Genomic DNA, 19,847 nt, shown 5'->3' on the forward strand with positions numbered 1-19,847 from the left:
GGACGTCCCGGTCATCGGCATCTCGGCCGCGCGGCGCGACGGCGTGTTCGGCGTCCGGTCGTGGTCGCCGACGGGCTGCACCTGCCGGTCGCGGACGGGGCGTTCGCCGCGTCCTGGTCGTTGGGGGTGCTCTGCACGGTCGACGACAAGCGCGCGCACCTGCGAGAGCTGCGACGCGTGGTGGTCCCGGGCGGGCCCGTGGGGCTGCTCGTCTACGTCCGGACGGTCGAGTCGCTGCCCGACCAGCCCGAGGGCAACTCGTTCCCGAGCCGGCCCGAGCTGGACTCGGACCTGGCGGCGGTCGGGCTGGTGGTGGAGGCCGAGCGACGCCTCGACGAGCTCGCGCGGACGCCGGACGACTGGGACCGCGCCGCCACCGAGGTCGAGGACGTCGTCGAGCGCGACCACCACGACGACGAGCGGTGGCAGCGGGCGCAGGCGCAGCAGGAGACGATCGTCGGGCTGATCGGCGACGAGCTGGTCGTCGGGGTGCTGCTCAGCTGCCGCGCGGCGGCCGACGCCTGACGCGTCCTCAGCCGAAGGCCGCGCGGGTGGCGGCGTCGGCGGGGAGGAACGTCTCCAGGTGCAGGCCGGCCAGGGTGACGTCCGTGGCGGTGTCGAGCTGGGCGGACGTGCTGAAGAAGCGCAGCACCCCGGCGTCCGTCTCGAGCTCGAGCGTGAGGACGGGGCCGGAGGTGGGCGGCGGGCCGGGCGGACGTCCGAGGTAGCCGGTCAGTTCGTCGACCAGCGCGCGGTGGCGCGGGTCGTGCGTGTGCGCGGCACGGTGGACGACCTGGTGGAACAGGTGCGCCGCCCACTGGTCGCGGTTGCGGATGCGTCCGCCGATGCCGTCCGGGTGCAGGCAGAGCCGCAGGACGTTGAGCGGCGGCTCGAGCAGCGCCGGCGAGCATCCGACCAGCAGCGCGTCGACCGCGGCGTTGGCGTCGACGACGTCCCACGCGTCGTCCAGCAGCAGCGCCGGGTACGGCAGGTGGGCGTCGAGCAGGTGCCGCAGGCCCTCCATGACGTCCGCGACGGAGCCGTCGTCGAGCGCGTGGTCCGGGTAGCGCGGCGCGTACCCGGCAGCCAGCAGCATGGCGTTGCGCTCGCGCAGCGGGACGTCGAGGTGGTCGGCCAGGTGCAGCACCATGTCGGCGGTCGGCTGGGCGCGGCCGGTCTCGACCCGGCTGAGGTGGCGGGTGCTGACGCGCGACAGGTTCGACAGCTCCTGCTGGCTGAAGCGGCGACGCTCGCGCCAGGTGCGCAGCATCGGTCCGACCCCGGCCTGCGTCCGGTCGTCGGGGGTGGCGAGCAGTGTCATGGCGGTGAGCCTAGGGACGGGCGAGTCCAGCGCCCATGACCTCGGAGGTCATGGACCGTCCGCCGCTGCCGGGGCGAGTCTCCTCATGTCGGTCCGACCGCCGGGCCGACGTCGGAAGGAGACCTCCCATGAGTGACGTGACCGAGCAGTACCTGGCGACCTGGAACGCGACCGGACCCGAGCGCGACCGGTTGCTGGCCGAGCACTGGGCGTCCGACGTCGTCTATGTCGACCCCCTGGCCGCCGTCGAGGGACGCGAGGCGATGAGCGCGCTGATCGACGCCGTCCACGCGCAGTTCCCCGGTTTCGTGTTCACCCGCGCGTCCGAGGCGGACGCGCACCACCAGCAGGTGCGCTTCACGTGGGGACTCGGGCCGGCCGGGCAGGAGCCGGTCGTCGTCGGCTTCGACGTGCTGGTGCTCGACGACGACGGACGCATCCAGGACGTCCGCGGCTTCCTCGACCGGGTGCCCGCGTGAACGGGCGCCGCGGGTACGCGATCGGGCACCTGCGCGGGGTGCGCCTGGGCCCGAACATCCGCCGCTACCTGGAGCAGATCGAGGCGACGATGGAGCCGTTCGGTGGCGAGTTCCTCGTGCACGGCACGACGGCCGAGGTTCTCGAGGGACCGCCGGTCGGCGACGTCATCGTCATCGGCTTCCCGTCGCTGCAGGCGGCCCGCGACTGGTACGCGTCCCCGGGCTACCAGGCGATCCTGCCGCTACGCACCGACCACGCGCAGTCGAACGTCGTCCTGCTCGAGGGCGTGGAGGAGGGGTACAGCGCCGCGAAGACGGTGGCCGCGATCTTCGGTGCGTGATGCGCGGGCTTTCGGCGATCCGTCCGCCGTCTGCTCACCTGGCAAGGACCAAAAGATCACAGCCAGGACGGCCAACTTCTCTCGGTAGTAGTCCGTCCTGCCAGGAGTACAGGCTCGAATGATCGATGTCCGATCGTTCGCCTCGTTTCGGTTTGAGCGGTACGAAACGCGCCCGAGATTCCCCATCTGTTGGCAGGATCGCTGGCGCACTGGAAGACGAAGACAGGGACTATCACGTGGCAAGAGAATTGAAGAGGGCGCTCGACCGAGATTTCGAGGCGATCCTCCACATGGATGACGAAGCGGCAATCGACTGGATCGCAGAGAACGGGGGGTGGACCAGGAACTTTGCCAAGTTCGACCGGTTTGTTCGCGGCAGAGGTGTGGTAGGCGCTGTGATCGAGATGATTCTTGCCTTGATTCTCGTCGCAATCGCAGTGAGCAGTGTCCTGTCGAATCTGAACTCCAACTTTGGATTCGACCCGTTTGGGGCCGACTCAACAGCTTAGGTGAGACGGGCCTGGGCGCCAGCATGTGCTTCTTGGCCTTCATCTTCGCCGTGTGTTGGGCCTGGGTTCGCACAGGGACGGTCGGAAATGCTCTCGTGCGCGCCCTTCGGCACGATGCCGCGAAGCGTGATACCTCGGCGATGAGTTCGAGTTGAGCCTGAGCGAGGTGTAGTTCAGGGAAGGGCCGAGCACGTGAAAGTGTTGCCCCTGGCGTGAGGCTCTCGTTGCTCGACCGCTCCCGGACCCGCGCCGGACGTCCCGACGCCGAGGCGCTGGAGGGGACGATCGCCCGCGCGGTGCACGCCGAGCAGCTCGGCTACGGGCGCTTCTGGGTCGCCGAGCACCACGCCGTCCCCGGCATCGCGTCCGGCACGCCGGCGGTGCTGCTGGCCGCGGTCGGCGCGGCCACGTCCCGCATCCGGATCGGCTCGGGCGGCGTCATGCTTCCGCTGCACCAGCCCCTCGTGGTGGCCGAGCAGTTCCTCGTCCTGGAGGCGCTGCACCCCGGTCGCGTCGACCTCGGGCTCGGCCGCTCACTCGGCTTCACCCCGCCGGTGCGCCGCGCGTTGCGGCGTGAGATGGACGCCGTGGACGAGTTCGAGGACGACCTGGTCGAGCTGCGCTCCTACCTCGACGGCACCGCCGGCGTCACTGCCCGTCCCGCTACCGAGCCCGTGCCGATGCACCTGCTCGCGACCGGGCGTGGCATCGACATCGCCGCCCGGCTCGGACTCCCGGTCGTCCTCGGCGGACCCGTGCTCGACTCGGACGAGCTGCCGGGCATCCTGGCGCGGTACCGGCGGACGTTCCGGCCGCACGAGGGCAGCGAGTCGTCGGTGACGGTCTCGCTCGATGTCACCGTTGCCGACGACGACGCGACCGCGCGCGAGCTCGCGCTGCCCGAGGCGTACGCGATGGCGATGTCACGGCAGACGGGGGAGTTCGGGCCGCTCGAGTCGGTCGCGGACATCCGCTCGCGCGACTGGCCGGACATCGTCCGCCGCCGCGTCGAGGAGTCGCTCGACCGCGCCGTTGCCGGCAGCCCCGCGACCGTCCGCAAGCGGCTCGAGCAGCTCGCCGAGCGCACCGGCGCCGACGAGCTCATGGCGAGCACGTCCACCTACGACCGCGACGCCCTGTTCGCGTCCGACGCGATGCTGCGAGACCTGCTGATCTGAAGTCCGCTACGGCAGGTCGGCGAGGTAGTCGCGGTAGGTGTCCAGGACACCCGGGGCCAGGAGTGCGCGCGGCCACACGACGCCGGTGATCAAGCCGGCGGCGCCGGAGTCCTCGACGATCGGGCGGGCCATCGAGTGCGCCGCGTCGAAGCGTGCGACGTCCACCGTGTCGCCCAGTAGCCGCCGGTACGTGGACGCGGTCTCGTCGACGTCGACGTTGCGGTCGTGCTCGCCGAGCATGAGCAGCACCGGCACCCGGCGGTGAGCCATCCGGGTCAGATCGCCGGTGGCGTCGGCGGTGTGGTTGCGCGAGACGAAGCCCCAACGAGCGCGGTCCATGGGCTCGGGGTCGGTCGTGCGCTGGCGGTAGGTCTCGTAGTCGGCCTGCTGGTCCAGAAGAACCCGGGTCTGGTCGCTGATCGAGATCGCCCGCTGACGCGCCTCGTCGTCCGCGCCCTCGTGATCGAGCTCGGCCAGCAAGTTGAAGCGTCCCTGTCGGAGCCAGCTGATCGCCGGGCTCACGGCGACGATGGCATCGACGTCGGTCCGCGCGGCGGCCACCTTCGGCAGCACCCAGCCAGCCTGGCTGGCGCCCCACAGGACGATCCGGTCGGTCGGGACCGACGCGTCCCGCTGTGCCCAGTCGATGACGTCGGAGACCTCGTCGGCTCGGTCGTTCATGGACTGGTCGAGCCAGTCACCCGTGGACGCACCGACGCCCGGCTTGCTCCAAGCCAGCGTCGCGAAGCCCGCGTCGGCGGCAGCCTCGAACCACGGTCGGTACAACCCGTCGTGCGTGGCCTCGACGGGTCCGTCGCCGTGGACCACCAGCACGAGTCCGCGGGGAGCGCCGTCCTCCGGGACGCTCAGGACTCCGTCGAGGCGTCCCTGGCTGGTCGGGATGGATACCCGGCGCTCGTCCGTGCGGTAGTCGTTGCCGACGAGGGTCACGACAACCCCTGCAACCAGCAGCAGGACGGCGAGGCCGAGGGCGGCGGACCGGCGACGGCGTCGACCGTTCAGTATGAACACGTTCGTAACGTACATGATAGTTTCGCGTCGTGATCACGACGACGGTCGAGCCCGGTTTCACCGAGAGCGAGCGTGCCGTGCTGGGCGGCCTCTACTGGACGGCGTTCGCGTCGAAGCTGAAGGTGGCGTTCCGCTCTGCTGCGGTCGGTCGCCGGGCCGTGACGGAAGCGCTGCGTCCCGACCGCGCGCTGGTCGCCCGTGTCGACGGGCGTCCGGTGGGCGTCTGCGGCTATCACGAGGACGGCCGCGGCGCTCTCGACCTGACCTGGCGCGGCCTGCGCGCCCACCTCTCGCGGACGTCGTCCGCGCGGGCACTCGCGACGTTGGCGCCACTCGACCCGCGTCCCCAGACGGACGTGCTCGTGCTGGACGGCATCTGCGTCGACCAGCAGTGGCAGGGCCGAGGCGTCGGCTCGGCGCTGCTGCAGGCGTCCTTCGATCACGCGGCGCGGACGGGTGCTCGGGCCGTGCAGCTCTCGGTGGTCGGCACGAATCCTCGCGCTGCTGCGCTGTACCGACGGCTGGGCTTCGTGCCGATCGATCACGGACAGCTCGGCGTGCTGCGGCACCTGTACGGGTTCGACGACTACACGACGATGCAGCGGGCGGTGGCCGCGTGAGCGCCCCCGCGTCCGTCACGCCGCGCACCGTCATCGAGGCGTTCCTCCCGGCGCGGGATCCGGTCGACCTCGCGCTCGTCTACGACACCGCGAACGCTGCCGGCGTCGACGACCAGCCAGTGCGGCTCGCGATCCGGCGCATGATCGCCGCGGGCGAGGTCGTCCAGTCGGGGCGCGGACGCAGGGGGACGCTGACTCTGACCGAGAGCGGTCGGGCGCGGCTGGAGCGGGACCGGCTGGCCATCCGTCTCGCCCTGGCCCAGGACGAGGGACTCGTCACGTGGGACGGTCGCTGGCACCTGGTCGCGGTGAGCGCGCCGGAGTCCGAGAGGGCGACGCGCGACGCGATCCGTCGCCGGCTCGTCGACGCCGGTGCCGCGGCGATCGGGACCAGCCTGTACCTGAGCCCGCATGACCTCGCCGACCTCGTGGACCAGTCCCACCGCGTGCACCTCGTGCGCGCGGCTGCCACCGAGGTGGACGTCCGGGGAGTGACGGACTCGAAGGACGTCACCGAGCTGCTGTGGCCCGCCGAGCCGATCGTCGCCGGCTACGCGGCGCTGCAGCGGACGCTGTCGGCGCTCCGGTCGCGACCGGAGGCAAGTGCCGAGCAGGTCCTGGCCAAGCAGCTCCTTCTGGCCGAGGCGCTCGAGCGGTCGATGCGACCGGACCCGCTGATCCCGCTGGAGCTGCGTCCGGAGGACTGGGGCCCGACCCTCCTGCGTCAACAGTGGCTCGCGGAGTGGACGCGGCTCAGCGGCCTGCTGCCCGACGAGGTGCTGTACCGCGGCTGGCTGGACTGACTCACCCCACCCGCACCGGCACCCGCTTCAGGTGCGTCCAGCCTCGCCAGCCGCGTTCCTCGATCAGCCGCATCAGCGCGGACGCGCACGGCACCGAGTCGATGAAGACGCGGTCGAGCAGCTCGACGAGTTCGCGAGCGAGCGGGAAGTCGTCCTCGCCTCGGCGTCCGGGGACGCCTCGAAGATCGCCACGAGCTTGTCGGCGACGGCGGGCAGGCGCGGGTCGTCGGGCGTCCAGTCGACGATGTCCCACAGGTCGCGGTACATCTCGATCACCGCGGGATCGTCGAGCTGGGCCTGCTTGATCTCCATGAGCATGCCCATGTGCTCGGGCAGCTGAGCGGCGACGAGGATCCACGCGTCCCGCTCGGCGTCGACCATGCGGTCGTGCAGGCCGAGGCTGCGCAGCCGGTCCAGGTAGGCGACAGCCTCGGCGGGCAGCGCGAGGCTGTCGCCGGCGGCGAGCCGGGCGATGCGCCGGCGGTGCTCCTGCTTCTGGGCGATCTCGCGCCGCAGGCGGCGGTCGATGTCGTCGACCGCCGCCGCGAACGTCGCCTCGTCCGCCGCGAGCAGCTCGTGCACCCGGGCCAGCGGCACCCCGGCGTCCGCGAGCACGCGGATGCGGATGAGCTCGACGACCGCCTCGGCGCCGTAGCGGCGGTACCCCGAGACGTCCCGCTCGGGCTCGGGCAGCAGGCCCTTCTGGTGGTACAGCCGCACCGCGCGCGGCGTCACGCCGGTGTAGGCGGCGAGCTGTCCGATCGTCAGCATGGCGACACCCTGCCTCAGGCCGAGCGTCGGCGGAAGACCGCCATCGCGCCCCAGTAGGCCACCGCGAGCAGTCCGACGCACCAGGCGAGCGCGACCCACAGCTCGTCCCCGACCGGCTGCTCGGCGAGCAGGCTGCGCAGGACGTCCACGATGGACGTCACCGGCTGGTGCTCGGCGAACGCGGCGACCGGCGCGGGCATGGTGTCCGTGGGGACGAACGCCGAGCTGAGGAACGGCAGGAACAGCAGCGGGTAGGCGAAGCCGCTGGCGCCGTCGACGGACTTGGCGGTGAGGCCGGGGATGACCGCCAGCCAGGTCAGCGCCAGCGTGAACAGGCCCAGGATGCCGATGACGCCGAGCCAGGCGAGCGGGCTGGCGCCGGAGCGGAAGCCCATCAGCAGCGCCACCGCGATGACGACGACGAGGACGACCGCGTTGGCCACCAGGGACGTCAGCACGTGCGCCCACAGCACGGACGAGCGCGCGACCGGCATGGTCTGGAAGCGCTGGAAGATGCCCGCGGACACGTCCACGAAGAGCCGGAACGCGGTGTACGAGATGCCCGAGACGACGGTGATCAGCAGGATGCCCGGCAGCAGGTACGAGACGTACGAGTCGCTGCCGGTGTCGCCCTCGATCGCGCCGCCGAAGACGTAGACGAACAGCAGCAGCATCGCCACGGGCATGACCGCGGTGGTGATGATCGTGTCGGGGCTGCGCAGCACGTGGCGCAGCGACCGGCCGGTCAGGGCGGCGGTGTCGCCGGCGAAGTGGGTGGTCATGTCACTGCTCCTTCGTGGTGGTGTTGGCCTCGGTCGGCTCGTGGGTGGGGTCGTCGCCGACGATGGCGAGGAAGACCTCCTCGAGCGTCGGCTGCTTCTCGACGTACTCGACGCGCGCCGGCGGCAGCAGAGCCTTGAGCTCGGCGAGCGTGCCGTCGGCGATGATGCGGCCGCGGTGCAGGATCGCGATGCGGTCGGCGAGCCGCTCGGCCTCCTCCAGGTACTGGGTAGTGAGCAGCACGGTGGCGCCGCCGGACGCGAGCCGTTCGACGGCGGCCCAGACCTCCTGCCGGGCTTGCGGGTCGAGGCCGGTCGTGGGCTCATCGAGCAGGACGACCGGCGGGTCGCCGATAAGGCTCATGGCGATGTCGAGGCGGCGTCGCATGCCGCCGGAGTACGTCCCGGCGCGGCGTCCGCCGGCCTCTGTGAGCGAGAACCGGTCGAGCAGCTCGTCGGCGACGGCACCGGGGTCGGGCAGGTGCCGCATCCGGGCGACGAGGGCGAGGTTCTCGCGTCCGGTGAGGATCTCGTCCACGGCGGCGAACTGTCCGGTGAGGCTGAACGACTCGCGGACGCGAGCGGGATCGTCGGCGACGTCGAAGCCGGCGACGCGGGCGGTGCCGGCGTCGGCCTTCACCAACGTCGCGAGGATCTTGACGAGCGTGGTCTTGCCGGCGCCGTTGGAGCCGAGCAGGGCGAAGATGCTGCCGCGGGCGACGTCGAGGTCGACCCCGCGCAGCACGTGGACGTCCCCGAACGACTTCTCCAGGCCCCGGACCGCGATGGCGGAAGTGGGTGTCTCAGTGGTCATGCAGGGAGCGTGAAGGGTTGCCCCTGCGTCAAGGTCAAGAGTTTGGCATCGTGGCTAGTCAGTCTGAGTTCCGGACCGCCCGGATAGCCCAGTCTCGCTATGCTGTACAGACACGAGTCGATAGGAGGAACAGCGTGGATCGTTCCAAGCGATTCTCCCGCAGTGCGAAAGCACTCGGTTCGCTGATGGATCTTTCCGGCGAAACCTTGCGCCGGCAGGGAGCGCTCAGCACGAGGCGAAAGGCCAACGCGCCTCGGATCCTAACGAGCGGTCTCTTTTCGGACGCGAAAGTTCTTCGCAACGAGGCGGCGGTTGTGGCCCACCGCGAACTCAAGGCTCTAGGCGCGAGTGGCTCGAAGCGCAAATGACTGATCCTGGTGACGAGCCGTTGGTTGGCCAGGCAGACGGCGCGGGTAAAAGCAGGGTTCCAGACACGTTCGCGGATGCCCCGAAGTCGGGCTCCGAGGCGGAACTCGGTTCCACCGAGTCGTCCTTCGTGATCAATGACCGCGAGAAGAAGCTGGCGCTAGTGATTGAGCGGCGTTTCGAGCGCCGGATCACCAGTATCATCCGGCAGGAGTCTGGTGACTCTTACGCGGGATTGCCTGCCGACCACGTGCTCGAAAACCTTCACCGACAGTTCCCCGAGGTCAACTTCCCCGAACGGATGATGGCTCGGCTGGAGCGGGAACAGGAAGCACGAATCGAGCGCGGGCGTCGGGATGACGATCTTCAGCGTTATGAGGCGGAAACTCGACGACTTGACGCCGAGGCGGATCGTAAGCATCTCAACACGGCGGCGAACCGAGCCTTCCTTGCGCTCTCGTTGATGTTGGGCGTGGGGCTTGTCCTCGCCTTCACTGGTCATGAGACGATGGGAAGCATCGTTATTGGTACGTCTCTTGCGACGGTGGTTGTTGGATTCCTCCGTCAGCAATTCCGTTCGAGGTCACAATGAATTTCTCGGCATCGAGGTTGTCATGACTGCACTGTCCGACGAAGACATCGCAAGGTTTCTCGACCTGCTGATCAAGCAAACGAAATTCGGCAACGTCGCTTGGACCGAGTCCATTCCGGACAACTCGTTCGTCTATTTCTCCGATGATTCCGGGATTATTCTGCAGACTCGCGATAACGACGGCGCATTGCCATACGTGCTGGCTGTGGTGATGGACGATCGCATCACTGATCAGTGGGTCTGCTATGGCGAGGGTGTTCGCCGAGGCGAGCCTGATGATACGGAATTCGATCCGGCTCCCGAATGGGTCGCTCGGCGAGTTCGAAACCTGTTTGACCTCGTTAAATCGCAATTCACCAGAGATCCGCTTGTGTCGCTATTGAAAGATCTTGAAAGCATGCCGCCGTTCTGACGCACGGCGAGTGCGGACAAATCGAGCCGATCACCCTCGGTTTGTCGGCGTCCCGAATTGCGCCGTGAAGGCCCGCCGCGGGTGCAGCGGTGGGACGCCCACAATAACGAGCATCAAAGCGCTGTAGGTCGCCCAGGCGACCGGCGGCACTGCCGCCCCCAGTAGTCCGCCGCTGACGCCGATCACGGTGGGGATGATGGCCAGGGTGCCGATCACCAGCGCGCACGCGGCGATCACCAGGGACTCGACGAGGAGCATCCGGCGGAGCTGGCGGCGGGTCGCGCCGGTGCGCCAGAGCAGGGTGAACTCGTCGCGGCGGCCGGCGGTGGCGAGCACTAGGGCGTTCGCGGCGGCGACGAAGGCGAACACCAGCAACAGGAGCAGCAATACCGACGACAGCTTGCGCTGGTCGTCGCCGGCCGCGGTCGCAGACGCCACGTAGGACGCCTCGTCCGTCACCGTCACGCCCAGGTCCGCGACGGCGGCGGCGCCGGCGTTGGACGTGCGCAGCAGCAGGGTGTCCGGGCGGACGTCCACGCCGTGCGCGGCCGGGGTGGCCTCGCCGGTCAGGTAGTCGCCGAAGCCGAGCCCGCGCTCGTAGACCGCGACGACGGTCGCCTTGACCGGCTTGCCGTCGTCCCAGCGGAAGGTGATCCGCTCGCCGATGCCCTTGCCGGTGTCGAACGTGGCGTCCTTGCTGATCGCGACGGTGTCCGGCTCGTCGAGCCCGGCCAGCGAGCCGTCGACGAGGCCGAGGTCGAGCGTCCCGTCGACGCCACCGGCGGGCAGGGCGCGCACCGACAGCGGCTCCCAGCCGAGCGCGCCGAGCCACTCGCTCTCGTCGTCGGTCTGCACCTTGGCCGGCACCGACGCCAGCGGCACCGCCGCGTCCACGCCCGGCGCGGACGCCACCGCGTCCACCGTGGACGCATCGAGGTCGCCGGTGACGATCGCGTCCGCGGTCAGTCCGTCCTCGAGCTGCTGGGTGGCGGCGGCCGCGAGCGTCCGGTCCACCGTCGCCTGGACGGTTCCGACGCCGAGCGCCAGGGAGAGCGGGACGACGACCAGCGTCAGTCGGCGCGAGAACCCGCGTGAGTTGGCCAGGGCGAGCTGCGTCGCCGGTCCGCCGGGCAGGCGTGACAGGACGCCGACGAGCCGGTCGACGAGGATCGGCCCGGCCAGCGCAGCCGCCCCGATGAGCAGGAACGCCGACACCGCGGCGAGCGCGGCGCCCATCGTCCCGGGCATGAACACCGGGCTGAACGCGGCGGCGAGCCCGAGCCCGGCGACCACGAGCGCGGACGTGCGACGGACGGGTCCGATGCCGGCCGGCTCCACGACGCTCTGCGCCACCGCCGCCGTCGGGGACGTGCGCAAGGTGCCGCGGGTCGCCAGCCGCGCCGCCAGGTACGCGACCGGCAGCAGCAGGACGAACGCGCTCAGCACCGGCACGGGGGAGAGGGACAGCTCGAAGCCGGGGTCGACCATGCCGGACGACTCCAGCAGCGGCGTCAGGCGTCCGACCGCGAGCAGTCCGACCAGGCCACCGAGCGGCGCGGCGACCAGGGTGATGAGCGTGACCTCGCGGCCGACCAGCTGGCGCACCTGGCCGCGCGTCGCGCCGACCGCGCGCAGCAGCGCGAAGTCGCGCTGACGCTGGCGCAGAGCGAGCGAGACCGTCGACGAGACAACGAAAATCACGAGCAGCAGCGCCGTGCCCGAGAACGAGCTGGCCAGCGCGACCAGGAACCCGGCCTCACCGTCCGTCCGCAGCCCGGACTCGACGAGCACGCCCGCGCCCGACACCAGCACGCCGGCCAGCGCCAGCACCACGAACGGGCCGACCAGGCTCGGCAGGTGCGCCCGCGCTCCAGAGCGGGCCAGCCGCCACGTCGCGCTCATCGCTCGAGCCCCAGCATGCGGTCCGCGACGGCCTGCGCGGTCGGGCTCGTGAGCATGTCGACCAGGCGTCCGTCGGACAGGAACAGCACCTGCTCGGCGGCCGCGGCGACCTTCGCGTCGTGGGTCACGACGACGACGGTCTGGCCGAGCCGGCGGGCGGTGTCGCGCAGCAGCGTCAGGACGGCCTCGCCGGTGCGCGCGTCGAGCGCCCCGGTCGGCTCGTCGGCGAACACGACCGTCGCGCGAGTACAGCGCCCGCGCGATCGCACCCGCTGCGCTGCCCGCCGGACAGCTCTCCGGGACGCCGGTCGGCCTTGCCGTCGAGCCCGACGGCGTCCAGCAGGTCCTCGAGCCAGCGCGGGTCGGCGTCGCGTCCGGCCAGGATCATCGGCAGCCGGACGTTGTCCGCCACGCTCAGGTGCGGCACGAGGTTGTAGGCCTGGAAGACGAAGCCGACGTGGTCGCGGCGGAAGCGCGTGAGGTCGTCCGGCTTGAGCGTGCTGATGTCGCGGTCGCCGACGATGACGCGTCCGCTCGTGGGGGTGTCGAGGCCGGCGGCGCAGTGCAGCAGCGTCGACTTGCCCGAGCCCGACGGGCCCATGACGGCGGTGAACGATCCGGCGGGCAGGGTCAGCGAGACGCCGCGCAGCGCGGCGACCGCGCCGGCCGGGCCGGGGTAGGACTTGTGGACGTCCAGCAGGCGCAGCGCGGCCGTGCTCTGCGGCACGGGCGCGGCGGTGCTGGGGTCGGACGTGGAGGTGAACACGAGGGCTCCTCGGTCGCGGTGGTGGGACACCACGAACCTAGGAATCCCGCACCCTCGCCATCGAGCCGCTCAGGACGGAGATCGGGGAGTTGCATCCTTCGATGGAAGGGGCCGTGCCACCCCCTGGCGGGTCAGCGGAACGCGCAGCCGCCGGAGACCCCGAGGCGGCGCAGGATGCCCGCCGCGGGGCAGAACCCGGTGAGGCTCGCCTGCAGCAGGTTGGCGCCGACGAAGGCGGCCAGCACGAGCCACCAGGTGGAGACGGTCACGGCGAGCAGGACGCTCACCAGGACGAGGGTGCCGGCCAGCAGCATGACGGCGCGGTCGATGTTCATGAGTTGCCTTTCGAGCGTGGGCCGGGAGTCATGGCGACTCCCGGCCCGGAAGAAGGTCGGACGGTCAGTCGTGGGCGAAGGTGACGTTCGGCAGCACCGTGCGCAGCCACGCGGGGGAGTACCACGCGGCCCGGCCGGTGAGCCGGAGCATGACCGGCAGCAGCACGAGCCGGACCAGGAACGCGTCCAGCAGAACCGCGACGCCGAGGACGACACCCATCTCCTTGGGCGGGATGGGCCCGGACAGGGCGAAGGTGAAGAACACCGCGACCATGACGGCTCCGGCGGCGAAGATCACGCGTCCGGAGTGGGCCAGCGACCCGACCATGGCGTCCTTCGGGTCACCGCTGCGCTCGAAGTGCTCCTTGGCCGAGGCCAGCAGGAAGACCGTGTAGTCCATCGCGATGGCGAAGATCATCGCGAAGAAGAACACCGGCGCCCAGGCGTCCAGGAAGCCCTGCGACTCGAAGCCGAGCAGTCCGGCACCGTGGCCTTCCTGGAAGACCAGCCGCGCGACACCGAACGCCGCAGCCGTGGACAGCAGGCTGGCCAGCGTGCCGAGCAGCGAGATGAGCGGTGCCTGCAGCGCGATGAGGAGCAGCACGAAACCCAGGACGAGGACGACACCGATGACGAGCGGCGTGGACTCGTCCAGCTGGGCCTTGAGGTCGAGGTTCTCGACCGGGGCGCCGCCCACCACCGCCGAGGCGGGCAGGTCCTCGCGCAGGCGGTCCACCGTCGCGGCGAGCTGGGGGTCCGACGGGTCCACCGTCGGCACCGCCTGGACCATGACCAGCCCGCTGTCGTCGCTGGCCGGCATCGGGGGCATCGCGGCGGCCAGGCCGGGGTCGGACGTGAGGACGGACGTGACGGCCTGCGCGTCGTCGGCGTCCGCGACGACCTGCAGCGTGCCGGGCGCGCCGTCGCCGAAGGACTCCTTGACCTGGTCGTAGCCGATGCGCGCCGAGGCGTCCTCGGGCAGCACCTTGATCGACGGCATCGCGGTCTTGAGGCCCAGGACCGGCGCAGCCAGCGCCACCAGGACGACGAGTGAGGCGGCGCCCCACGCGATCGGACGCTTCCAGAGTCGCTCGCCCCACGCGGCGAACGTCGACGACCGGTGCTCGTGCGAGCGCGACCACGGGAGCGAGAGCTTGTTGATGCGGTCGTCGAGCTTGAACAGCACGAGCGGGAGCAGAGTCAGCGTCGCGGCGAGCACGAAGACGACCGAGAGCATGATGCCCCCGGCCATCGACCGGAAGGACGGTGACGGGACGAGCATGACCGCCGACAGCGAGATCAGCACGGTCAGACCCGACAGCAGCACGGCCTTGCCGGCGGTGTCCATGGTCTGGGCGACGGCTCGCTGGCGGGCGTCGCGACCCTCGAGGCCGGCCTCGCGCTGAGCGGCGCGCGCGGCGCGGTAGCGGACGACGACGAACAGGGCGTAGTCGATGCCCAGGGCGAGGGCGAACATCATGGCGAAGTTCATCGCCCAGATGGAGACCGGCACGAGCTCGTTGATGAGCACGAGCGAGCCGGCGGACGCCACCAGCCCGGCCAGGGTGAGCAGCAGCGGCAGGCCGGCGGCGACGAGGGCGCCGAACGCGAGCACGAGGATGGCCAGCGTCACGGGCCACGACATGAGCTCGGACTTCAGCATCGCGTCGAGGTTGGCCTCGTTGAAGTCGCTCCACAGCAGGGACGACCCGGTCGGGTTGACCGTCACGGCGTCCGTTGACAGGTCCTGGAGCTCGCCCTTCAGCTCGGTCGCGACCCGCACCATCTCGTTGGTGTCGGCACCGGCGCCAGCCAGCACGATGGCGGTCGATCCGTCCGCGGAGAGCGTCGCTCCGGGTGTAGGTGCCACGACGTCGGCGATGCGGGGCTCGTCCTCGAGCACCTGTGTGACGGCCGCGAGCACCTGGCCCCCTTCGCCCTCGGTGACCTTGCCGGCGTCAGAACGGACGACGACCTGGATGGCCGACGACGCGTTGCCGCCGAAGTGGGTGCGGGCGAGCTCGCGGGCCTCGACCGACTCCGAGCCGTTCGCCTGCCAGCCGGCGCCCGACAGGTTGTGCTCCACCTGTGGTGCGAAGGCGCCCAGTCCGATGACGGCGAGCAGCCAAGCGACGGTCACCATGCGCGCGTGGCTGGTGACCCAGGTGCCGAGGCGGCCCAGCGGACCGGCGGTGCCCGCGGTGGTCGTCCGGCGACGTCCTCGCGGCGGTCGGGTGGGGGAGGGGCTCATGACACGTCCGTTCGTTGATGGTTCACAGTGACCGGTATCCCCCGGGGGATACCGCCGAAACCGTAGCATCCCCCTGGGGGGATCGGTGTAGGCTGGTCACGACCGCCGCCGGCCGGCGACGCGTCCCGCGAGCGGAGAAGGGTCAGCGATGGCCGAGTACACGATCCAGACGACGGTGGATTGCCCCTACGAGGAGACGGTCGACGCCGTGCGCGAGCAGCTCGCCACCGCGGGCTTCGGCGTGCTCACCGAGATCGACCTGAAGGCCACGTTGAAGAAGAAGCTGGACGTGGACGTCCCGGCTCAGGTGATCCTCGGGGCGTGCCGGCCGCAGCTCGCCCACCAGGCGCTGCAGGCAGACCCCTCGATCGCCGCCCTGCTTCCCTGCAACGTCGTCGTGCGGTCCGCGGGGGAGTCGACCACCGTCGTCGAGGCCTTCGACCCCGCCGCCATGATCGCGTTCGCGGGCTCGGACGAGGCACTGCGGACGGTGGCTACCGACGCGCGTGCGCGGCTGACGTCCGCGCTCGACGCCCTGAAGGAGAACCGCTGATGGTGGATCTGGAGCCGACCGAGGTCAAGGCGATCATCACGCGCATGAAGCGCGCGAACGGCCACCTGGCCAGTGTCATCCGCATGATGGAGGAGGGCTCGGACTGCGAGTCCGTGCTCACGCAGCTCGCCGCCGTCAACAAGGCGTTGTCCCGGGCCGGCTACGCCATCGTCGCCGCGGGACTCCAGCAGTGCCTGGCCGACAACGACGGCGACCTCGCCAGCGTCGACGTCCAGAAGATGGAGAAGCTCTTCCTGTCGCTGGCCTGACCGGTCGGTACGGCGGGCGCGACGAGCTCGCGCACGGTGCGCCGCGACGTCTGGGACGGCTGACGTACGATCCGGGGCGTGAGGACGATCCGATCACCACGACTGCGCACGCGGGGGCAGGTTCCCGCGGCGATCATGGCGATCGTGGCGGCCGCCCTGACGGTGGGCATCCTCGGGATGCACGGCGCGTCGGCGGTGCCGATGGACTCGTCCGACACGGCCGCGGCGCGACGGCCACCGACGACGCGATGGTCGCCGACGTCGCTCACGCCTCCGCCGGGCACGGGAGCGACGACGGCGACCACGGCGCCCTCGACGGAGCGCACTGCGGTGGCCTGATGGCCGTCTGCTTCGTGCTGCTCGTCGGGACGGGCGCGTTCCTCATGGTCCGGCGTCGCCGTCTGCACCGCGTGCTGTGGAAGCTCCCCGCTCCTCATCTGCTCACCCTGGGATCCGCCTCGACCTCGTTCGAGCCGATGTCCCCGCTCAGACGTACCTGCATCCTGCGCTGCTGAGTGGTCACGAGCGCGCGCCCATCGCGGCGCGCGTCCCTTGACGACCCCTCACACTTCCAGCACCACAGGAGAACGACATGCGTACCAAGATGCTCGCGGCGACCCTCGCCGCCGTTGCCGGCCTGGCTGTCCTCACCGCCTGCGCGGACGACTCGAGCTCGTCCGGCGACGAGTTCAACGACGCGGACGTCGTGTTCGCCCAGCAGATGATCCCGCACCACCGCCAGGCCACGGAGATGGCCGAGATGGCTCAGGGGCGGAGTCAGGACCAGCGCGTCCTGGCCCTCGCCACGAAGATCCAGCAGGCCCAGGAGCCGGAGATCGAGACGATGTCCGCGTGGCTGGAGTCGTGGGGCGAGGACGTCCCTGGCGACTCCGGCGGCGGGATGGACCACTCGGAGATGGGTCATGCGGGCGGTGACGACATGGCCGGCATGATGACCGAGGAGGACATGGACGCGCTGGAGCAGGCCAGCGGCACGGAGTTCGACGAGATGTTCCTGACCATGATGATCGAGCACCATCAGGGGGCCATCGACATGGCCGCGACCGAGGAGTCCGACGGCGCCTACCCGGCCGCTGTCGACCTGGCGACGACGATCCAGAGCGACCAGGAAGCCGAGATCGCCCAGATGGAGCAGCTCCTCGCCCGCTGATGCCGTCTTGGTCGTCGGACCTCGGAGGGCGGGACGAGACCGTCCTCCGAGGTGGGCCACCTGCCGGAGTCGGCGCTGGGGCGTCCGGCTGACGGACCGGCACACAATACCCCCCTGGGGTATGGTGTGAATCGAGTGACGAGGCATGTCGATCGAGGGGACACCCATGAGCGAGCACCACGGACACCAACCCGCCGCCGACTCGGGGCCGGGCTCCGGCGCCGCCGAGCATGACGGACACGGGTCGGCCCGCATGGCGGCCAGCGCGACGCTGCACTGCCTGACGGGCTGCGCGATCGGCGAGATCACCGGACTGATCCTCGGCACGGCCGCCGGCCTGGGTGCGGCGCCCACCGTGGTGATCTCGGTGGCGCTGGCGTTCCTGTTCGGCTACGCGCTCTCCACCCTTCCGCTGCTGAGGGCCGGCCTGGCCGTGGGGTCCGCGTTGAGCCTGGTCCTGGCCGCCGACACGCTCTCCATCCTCACGATGGAGGTCGTGGACAACCTGGTCGTGCTCGTCATCCCCGGCGCCATGGACGCAGGGCTGGTCAACCCCACGTTCTGGCTCAGCATGATGATCGCGCTCGCGGTGGCCTTCGTGGCTGCCTTCCCGGTCAATCGCTACCTGCTCCAACGCGGAAAGGGCCACGCGCTCACGCACCACCACCACGGCGCTGCTGGCGAGGGTGCTCGCCGCTGGATCCCCGAGCTCAGCAGCGGCGGTCTGGCTGCGGTCGTCATCGCCTTCCTGCTCGGAGGCCTGCTCGTCTCGGTGGCGGCCGACGTCACCGACCCGGACGTCTCGCACGGCGCTGGTCGCCTCGAGCGGTGAAGGCACTGAGGGCACGGCCGACGGGTGGGACCACCTCGACCGGGCGAGCGCCCGGCCGCGTCGCCTTCCCACGCGGGATCGCCTGGGGGTGCGCCTTCACTCGGGAATCGCGACGACCTTGTTCTGGTAGGCCCAGACGACCGCCTGGAGCCGGGAGCGGACGCCGAGCTTGGGCATCATCCGGGCCAGGTGCGACTTCACCGTGGACGTCTCCAGCACCAGCTCGGCGGCGATCTCGTCGTTCGACAGGCCCTGGGCGAGCAGCAGCAGGATGTCCAGCTCGCGGGCGGTGAGCAGCTCGGACGCGCGTCGGCCGTCACCGGAACGATCTCGCGGCGGGTCACCACCTCGCGCAGCACCCGCTTGGTCAGCGCGTCGTCGAGCGTCCCGTTGCCCGCGGCCACGGTGCGCACGGCGCCGACCAGCACCTCGGGCTCGGAGTCCTTGAGCAGGAAGCCGGACGCGCCCGCCTCGAGCGCGCCGAACAGGTAGTCGTCGATGTCGAACGTGGTCAGCACGAGCACCGGGATCGGGTCGGCGACACCCGGGCCGCACAGCTCGCGGGTGGCGCTGATGCCGTCCTGGCCGGGCATGCGGATGTCCATGCAGACGACGTCCGGCCGATGCTCCCGCGCCGCCTCGACCGCCTCGCGTCCGTCGGCGGCCACGGCGACGACCTCGATGTCGGGCTCGGCGTCCAGCAGCGTCCGCAGCCCGGCGCGCACGAGCGCCTGGTCGTCGGCGATGACGACGCGAATCATGCGTCCTCCCTGGGGTCGGTCTCGGTGTCGGCGTCGGGGTCTCGCGGGACGCGCAGGACGACGCGCCAGCCGCCGTCATCGGTGGGCCCGGCGTCGAGGCTCGCGCCGGTGAGGTCGGCGCGCTCGCGCATGCCGACGAGCCCGAACCCGCCTCCGCCGGCGTCGACGGACGCCACGGGGGAGCGGTCGTTGGCCACGGTCACGACGACGGCGGACGCCTCGCGGTCGTCCACGGTCACCTCGACCCGCGAGCCGGGGGCGTGCCGGGTCGCGTTGGCCAGCGACTCCTGCACCATCCGGTAGGCGGCGAGCTGGGCGAGCGGTCCGACACCGTGCCCGAGCGGACGCTCGCCGGTGAGCACCGTCAGGCCCACGTCGCGCCCGGCCGCGACGGGCGTCGTCGACCAGCGCGGCGACGCCGGCCAGCGACTCCGGACGCACCTCGCCCGGTCCGGCGTCCCCCTCGCGCAGCAGTCCGACCAGACTGCGCAGGTCGCGCAGGACGGACGTGCTGGACCGCCGCACCTGGGCGACAGACGCCTTCGCGGCCTCGGGGTCGGTGTCGATCTGGGTGCCGATCGCCGCGGTCATCACCGCGATGCCGGACAGGTGGTGCGCGGCGATGTCGTGCAGCTCGCGCGCCATGGCCGTCCGCTCGCGGGCGATCGCCGCCTGGACGAGAGCGTCGCGCTCGCGGAGCAGCGCGGCCTCGCGTCCCTCGCGGGCCTGGCGCACCTCGCGCCGGGCAGTGACGACCAGCGCGACGACGACCGGCAGCGCGAGCGTGCCGACCGCCTGCAGCACGCCGATGCCGAGCGACGTCGCGAGCGAGTCGCCACCAGCGCGGGTGCTGATCGTCCCGCCGACCGCGAGCAGCACGGCCGCGGCGAGATACGTCGGCCACGCGCGGGCGGGAGGCTTGGCGAGCCCCAGCGTGAACGCTGCGACGAGGACGGCGAGCTGGGCGAGCCGGTCGCTCCCCGAGCCCGG

At 71.0% G+C, this 19,847-nt stretch carries 29 protein-coding genes and 1 pseudogene; 16 read left to right on the plus strand and 14 right to left on the minus strand.

What is annotated here, in order from left to right; genetic code table 11:
• Positions 1–525 (plus strand): class I SAM-dependent methyltransferase (locus tag AC2W7G_RS01580; protein ID WP_485866883.1); only part of this gene is annotated, 525 nt, incomplete at its 5' end.
• A gap of 7 nt (positions 526–532) precedes the next feature.
• On the opposite strand, the gene AC2W7G_RS01585 is transcribed toward AC2W7G_RS01580, so the two are convergent.
• The gene (locus tag AC2W7G_RS01585) at positions 533–1,321 is read right to left on the minus strand and encodes a helix-turn-helix domain-containing protein (RefSeq protein ID WP_485866884.1); all 789 of its coding nucleotides are present in this window, start codon (positions 1,319–1,321) and stop codon (positions 533–535) included.
• 128 nt (positions 1,322–1,449) lie between these two features.
• Here AC2W7G_RS01585 and AC2W7G_RS01590 point away from each other — a divergent pair, with 128 nt between their 5' ends.
• From AC2W7G_RS01590 to AC2W7G_RS01605, 4 genes are all read left to right on the plus strand, one after another.
• Positions 1,450–1,800 carry a nuclear transport factor 2 family protein gene (locus AC2W7G_RS01590; protein WP_485866885.1) on the plus strand — a complete coding sequence of 117 codons (351 nt, stop codon included), beginning with the start codon at positions 1,450–1,452 and terminating at the stop codon, positions 1,798–1,800.
• Entirely contained in the window at positions 1,797–2,141 is a 345-nt protein-coding gene (locus AC2W7G_RS01595; RefSeq protein WP_485866886.1) for a DUF1330 domain-containing protein, read from the plus strand. Before AC2W7G_RS01590 ends, AC2W7G_RS01595 begins: the two co-directional genes overlap by 4 nt.
• Before the next feature lie 125 nt (positions 2,142–2,266).
• Positions 2,267–2,650 carry a hypothetical protein gene (locus AC2W7G_RS01600; RefSeq protein WP_485866887.1) on the plus strand — a complete coding sequence of 128 codons (384 nt, stop codon included), beginning with the start codon at positions 2,267–2,269 and terminating at the stop codon, positions 2,648–2,650.
• A 212-nt stretch (positions 2,651–2,862) separates the two neighbouring features.
• Positions 2,863–3,828: an MsnO8 family LLM class oxidoreductase gene (locus AC2W7G_RS01605; RefSeq protein ID WP_485866888.1), complete on the plus strand. Its 966-nt coding sequence runs from the start codon at positions 2,863–2,865 to the stop codon at positions 3,826–3,828.
• Positions 3,829–3,834: 6 nt separating this feature from the next.
• Here the strand turns inward: AC2W7G_RS01605 and AC2W7G_RS01610 are convergent, their stop codons facing one another.
• Positions 3,835–4,860, minus strand: coding sequence for an alpha/beta hydrolase family protein (locus AC2W7G_RS01610; protein WP_485866889.1), 1,026 nt, complete (start codon positions 4,858–4,860; stop codon positions 3,835–3,837).
• A 29-nt stretch (positions 4,861–4,889) separates the two neighbouring features.
• Here AC2W7G_RS01610 and AC2W7G_RS01615 point away from each other — a divergent pair, with 29 nt between their 5' ends.
• Both AC2W7G_RS01615 and AC2W7G_RS01620 read left to right on the plus strand, forming a co-directional pair.
• Complete coding sequence (locus AC2W7G_RS01615) at positions 4,890–5,480, plus strand: GNAT family N-acetyltransferase (protein ID WP_485866890.1); 591 nt, start codon at positions 4,890–4,892, stop codon at positions 5,478–5,480.
• The gene (locus tag AC2W7G_RS01620; RefSeq protein WP_485866891.1) at positions 5,477–6,283 is read left to right on the plus strand and encodes a hypothetical protein; all 807 of its coding nucleotides are present in this window, start codon (positions 5,477–5,479) and stop codon (positions 6,281–6,283) included. Before AC2W7G_RS01615 ends, AC2W7G_RS01620 begins: the two co-directional genes overlap by 4 nt.
• A 72-nt stretch (positions 6,284–6,355) precedes the next feature.
• Here AC2W7G_RS01620 and AC2W7G_RS01625 read toward each other — a convergent pair whose 3' ends face one another.
• From AC2W7G_RS01625 to AC2W7G_RS01635, 3 genes are read right to left on the minus strand one after another with little or no spacing between them, the layout of a single operon-like run.
• On the minus strand, positions 6,356–7,054 hold the full coding sequence (locus tag AC2W7G_RS01625; RefSeq protein WP_485866892.1) for a MerR family transcriptional regulator: 699 nt from the start codon (positions 7,052–7,054) through the stop codon (positions 6,356–6,358).
• Between the two features lie 14 nt (positions 7,055–7,068).
• Complete coding sequence (locus tag AC2W7G_RS01630) at positions 7,069–7,836, minus strand: ABC transporter permease (RefSeq protein ID WP_485866893.1); 768 nt, start codon at positions 7,834–7,836, stop codon at positions 7,069–7,071.
• Between the two features lies 1 nt (position 7,837).
• Positions 7,838–8,647: an ABC transporter ATP-binding protein gene (locus AC2W7G_RS01635; protein WP_485866894.1), complete on the minus strand. Its 810-nt coding sequence runs from the start codon at positions 8,645–8,647 to the stop codon at positions 7,838–7,840.
• Positions 8,648–8,781: 134 nt separating this feature from the next.
• On the opposite strand from AC2W7G_RS01635, the gene AC2W7G_RS01640 reads away from it, so the two are divergent.
• Genes AC2W7G_RS01640 through AC2W7G_RS01650 form a run of 3 tightly spaced genes read left to right on the plus strand, consistent with a single transcriptional unit; the run spans position 8,782 to position 10,017 of the window.
• A complete protein-coding gene (locus tag AC2W7G_RS01640; protein WP_485866895.1) occupies positions 8,782–9,015 on the plus strand; it encodes a hypothetical protein in 234 nt (77 codons plus the stop codon).
• The gene (locus AC2W7G_RS01645; RefSeq protein ID WP_485866896.1) at positions 9,012–9,605 is read left to right on the plus strand and encodes a hypothetical protein; all 594 of its coding nucleotides are present in this window, start codon (positions 9,012–9,014) and stop codon (positions 9,603–9,605) included. Before AC2W7G_RS01640 ends, AC2W7G_RS01645 begins: the two co-directional genes overlap by 4 nt.
• A gap of 22 nt (positions 9,606–9,627) precedes the next feature.
• Positions 9,628–10,017, plus strand: coding sequence for a hypothetical protein (locus AC2W7G_RS01650; RefSeq protein WP_485866897.1), 390 nt, complete (start codon positions 9,628–9,630; stop codon positions 10,015–10,017).
• Between the two features lie 30 nt (positions 10,018–10,047).
• On the opposite strand, the gene AC2W7G_RS01655 is transcribed toward AC2W7G_RS01650, so the two are convergent.
• The 5 genes from AC2W7G_RS01655 to AC2W7G_RS01675 form a co-directional block, all read right to left on the minus strand.
• Entirely contained in the window at positions 10,048–11,919 is a 1,872-nt protein-coding gene (locus AC2W7G_RS01655) for an FtsX-like permease family protein (RefSeq protein ID WP_485866898.1), read from the minus strand.
• Positions 11,916–12,152, minus strand: coding sequence for a hypothetical protein (locus AC2W7G_RS01660; RefSeq protein WP_485866899.1), 237 nt, complete (start codon positions 12,150–12,152; stop codon positions 11,916–11,918). Before AC2W7G_RS01660 ends, AC2W7G_RS01655 begins: the two co-directional genes overlap by 4 nt.
• Positions 12,095–12,685 carry an ABC transporter ATP-binding protein gene (locus AC2W7G_RS01665; protein WP_485866900.1) on the minus strand — a complete coding sequence of 197 codons (591 nt, stop codon included), beginning with the start codon at positions 12,683–12,685 and terminating at the stop codon, positions 12,095–12,097. Before AC2W7G_RS01665 ends, AC2W7G_RS01660 begins: the two co-directional genes overlap by 58 nt.
• 131 nt (positions 12,686–12,816) lie before the next feature.
• On the minus strand, positions 12,817–13,020 hold the full coding sequence (locus AC2W7G_RS01670; protein ID WP_485866901.1) for a YgaP family membrane protein: 204 nt from the start codon (positions 13,018–13,020) through the stop codon (positions 12,817–12,819).
• A 64-nt stretch (positions 13,021–13,084) separates the two neighbouring features.
• Positions 13,085–15,271 carry an MMPL family transporter gene (locus AC2W7G_RS01675; protein ID WP_485866902.1) on the minus strand — a complete coding sequence of 729 codons (2,187 nt, stop codon included), beginning with the start codon at positions 15,269–15,271 and terminating at the stop codon, positions 13,085–13,087.
• A 148-nt stretch (positions 15,272–15,419) separates the two neighbouring features.
• Here AC2W7G_RS01675 and AC2W7G_RS01680 point away from each other — a divergent pair, with 148 nt between their 5' ends.
• The 5 genes from AC2W7G_RS01680 (at position 15,420) to AC2W7G_RS01700 (ending at position 18,096) form a co-directional block, all read left to right on the plus strand.
• Entirely contained in the window at positions 15,420–15,824 is a 405-nt protein-coding gene (locus AC2W7G_RS01680) for a DUF302 domain-containing protein (RefSeq protein ID WP_485866903.1), read from the plus strand.
• Between the two features lie 2 nt (positions 15,825–15,826).
• Complete coding sequence (locus AC2W7G_RS01685; protein WP_485866910.1) at positions 15,827–16,093, plus strand: metal-sensitive transcriptional regulator; 267 nt, start codon at positions 15,827–15,829, stop codon at positions 16,091–16,093.
• 338 nt (positions 16,094–16,431) lie between these two features.
• Entirely contained in the window at positions 16,432–16,608 is a 177-nt protein-coding gene (locus tag AC2W7G_RS01690) for a hypothetical protein (protein ID WP_485866904.1), read from the plus strand.
• Positions 16,609–16,685: 77 nt separating this feature from the next.
• Complete coding sequence (locus AC2W7G_RS01695) at positions 16,686–17,264, plus strand: DUF305 domain-containing protein (protein WP_485866905.1); 579 nt, start codon at positions 16,686–16,688, stop codon at positions 17,262–17,264.
• 166 nt (positions 17,265–17,430) lie between these two features.
• A complete protein-coding gene (locus tag AC2W7G_RS01700) occupies positions 17,431–18,096 on the plus strand; it encodes a DUF4396 domain-containing protein (protein WP_485866906.1) in 666 nt (221 codons plus the stop codon).
• Positions 18,097–18,192: 96 nt separating this feature from the next.
• Here AC2W7G_RS01700 and AC2W7G_RS01705 read toward each other — a convergent pair whose 3' ends face one another.
• The 4 genes and pseudogenes from AC2W7G_RS01705 to AC2W7G_RS01720 all read right to left on the minus strand — a co-directional run.
• Positions 18,193–18,375, minus strand: a complete 183-nt coding sequence (locus AC2W7G_RS01705) for a response regulator transcription factor (protein ID WP_485866911.1) — start codon at positions 18,373–18,375, stop codon at positions 18,193–18,195.
• The gene (locus AC2W7G_RS01710; protein WP_485866907.1) at positions 18,294–18,857 is read right to left on the minus strand and encodes a response regulator; all 564 of its coding nucleotides are present in this window, start codon (positions 18,855–18,857) and stop codon (positions 18,294–18,296) included. The genes AC2W7G_RS01705 and AC2W7G_RS01710 overlap by 82 nt, the downstream gene beginning before the upstream one ends.
• Positions 18,854–19,231 carry an ATP-binding protein gene (locus tag AC2W7G_RS01715; RefSeq protein ID WP_485866908.1) on the minus strand — a complete coding sequence of 126 codons (378 nt, stop codon included), beginning with the start codon at positions 19,229–19,231 and terminating at the stop codon, positions 18,854–18,856. The genes AC2W7G_RS01710 and AC2W7G_RS01715 overlap by 4 nt, the downstream gene beginning before the upstream one ends.
• Before the next feature lie 142 nt (positions 19,232–19,373).
• Positions 19,374–19,502, minus strand: a pseudogene (locus AC2W7G_RS01720) (histidine kinase dimerization/phosphoacceptor domain-containing protein); the annotation flags it as partial.
• On the opposite strand from AC2W7G_RS01720, the gene AC2W7G_RS01725 reads away from it, so the two are divergent.
• Positions 19,467–19,847 (plus strand): hypothetical protein (locus tag AC2W7G_RS01725; protein WP_485866909.1); only part of this gene is annotated, 381 nt, incomplete at its 3' end. The pseudogene AC2W7G_RS01720 and the gene AC2W7G_RS01725 sit on opposite strands and share 36 nt — an antisense overlap.

The sequence above is a fragment of the Aeromicrobium sp. PFPM2_SD2 genome (assembly GCF_057364525.1).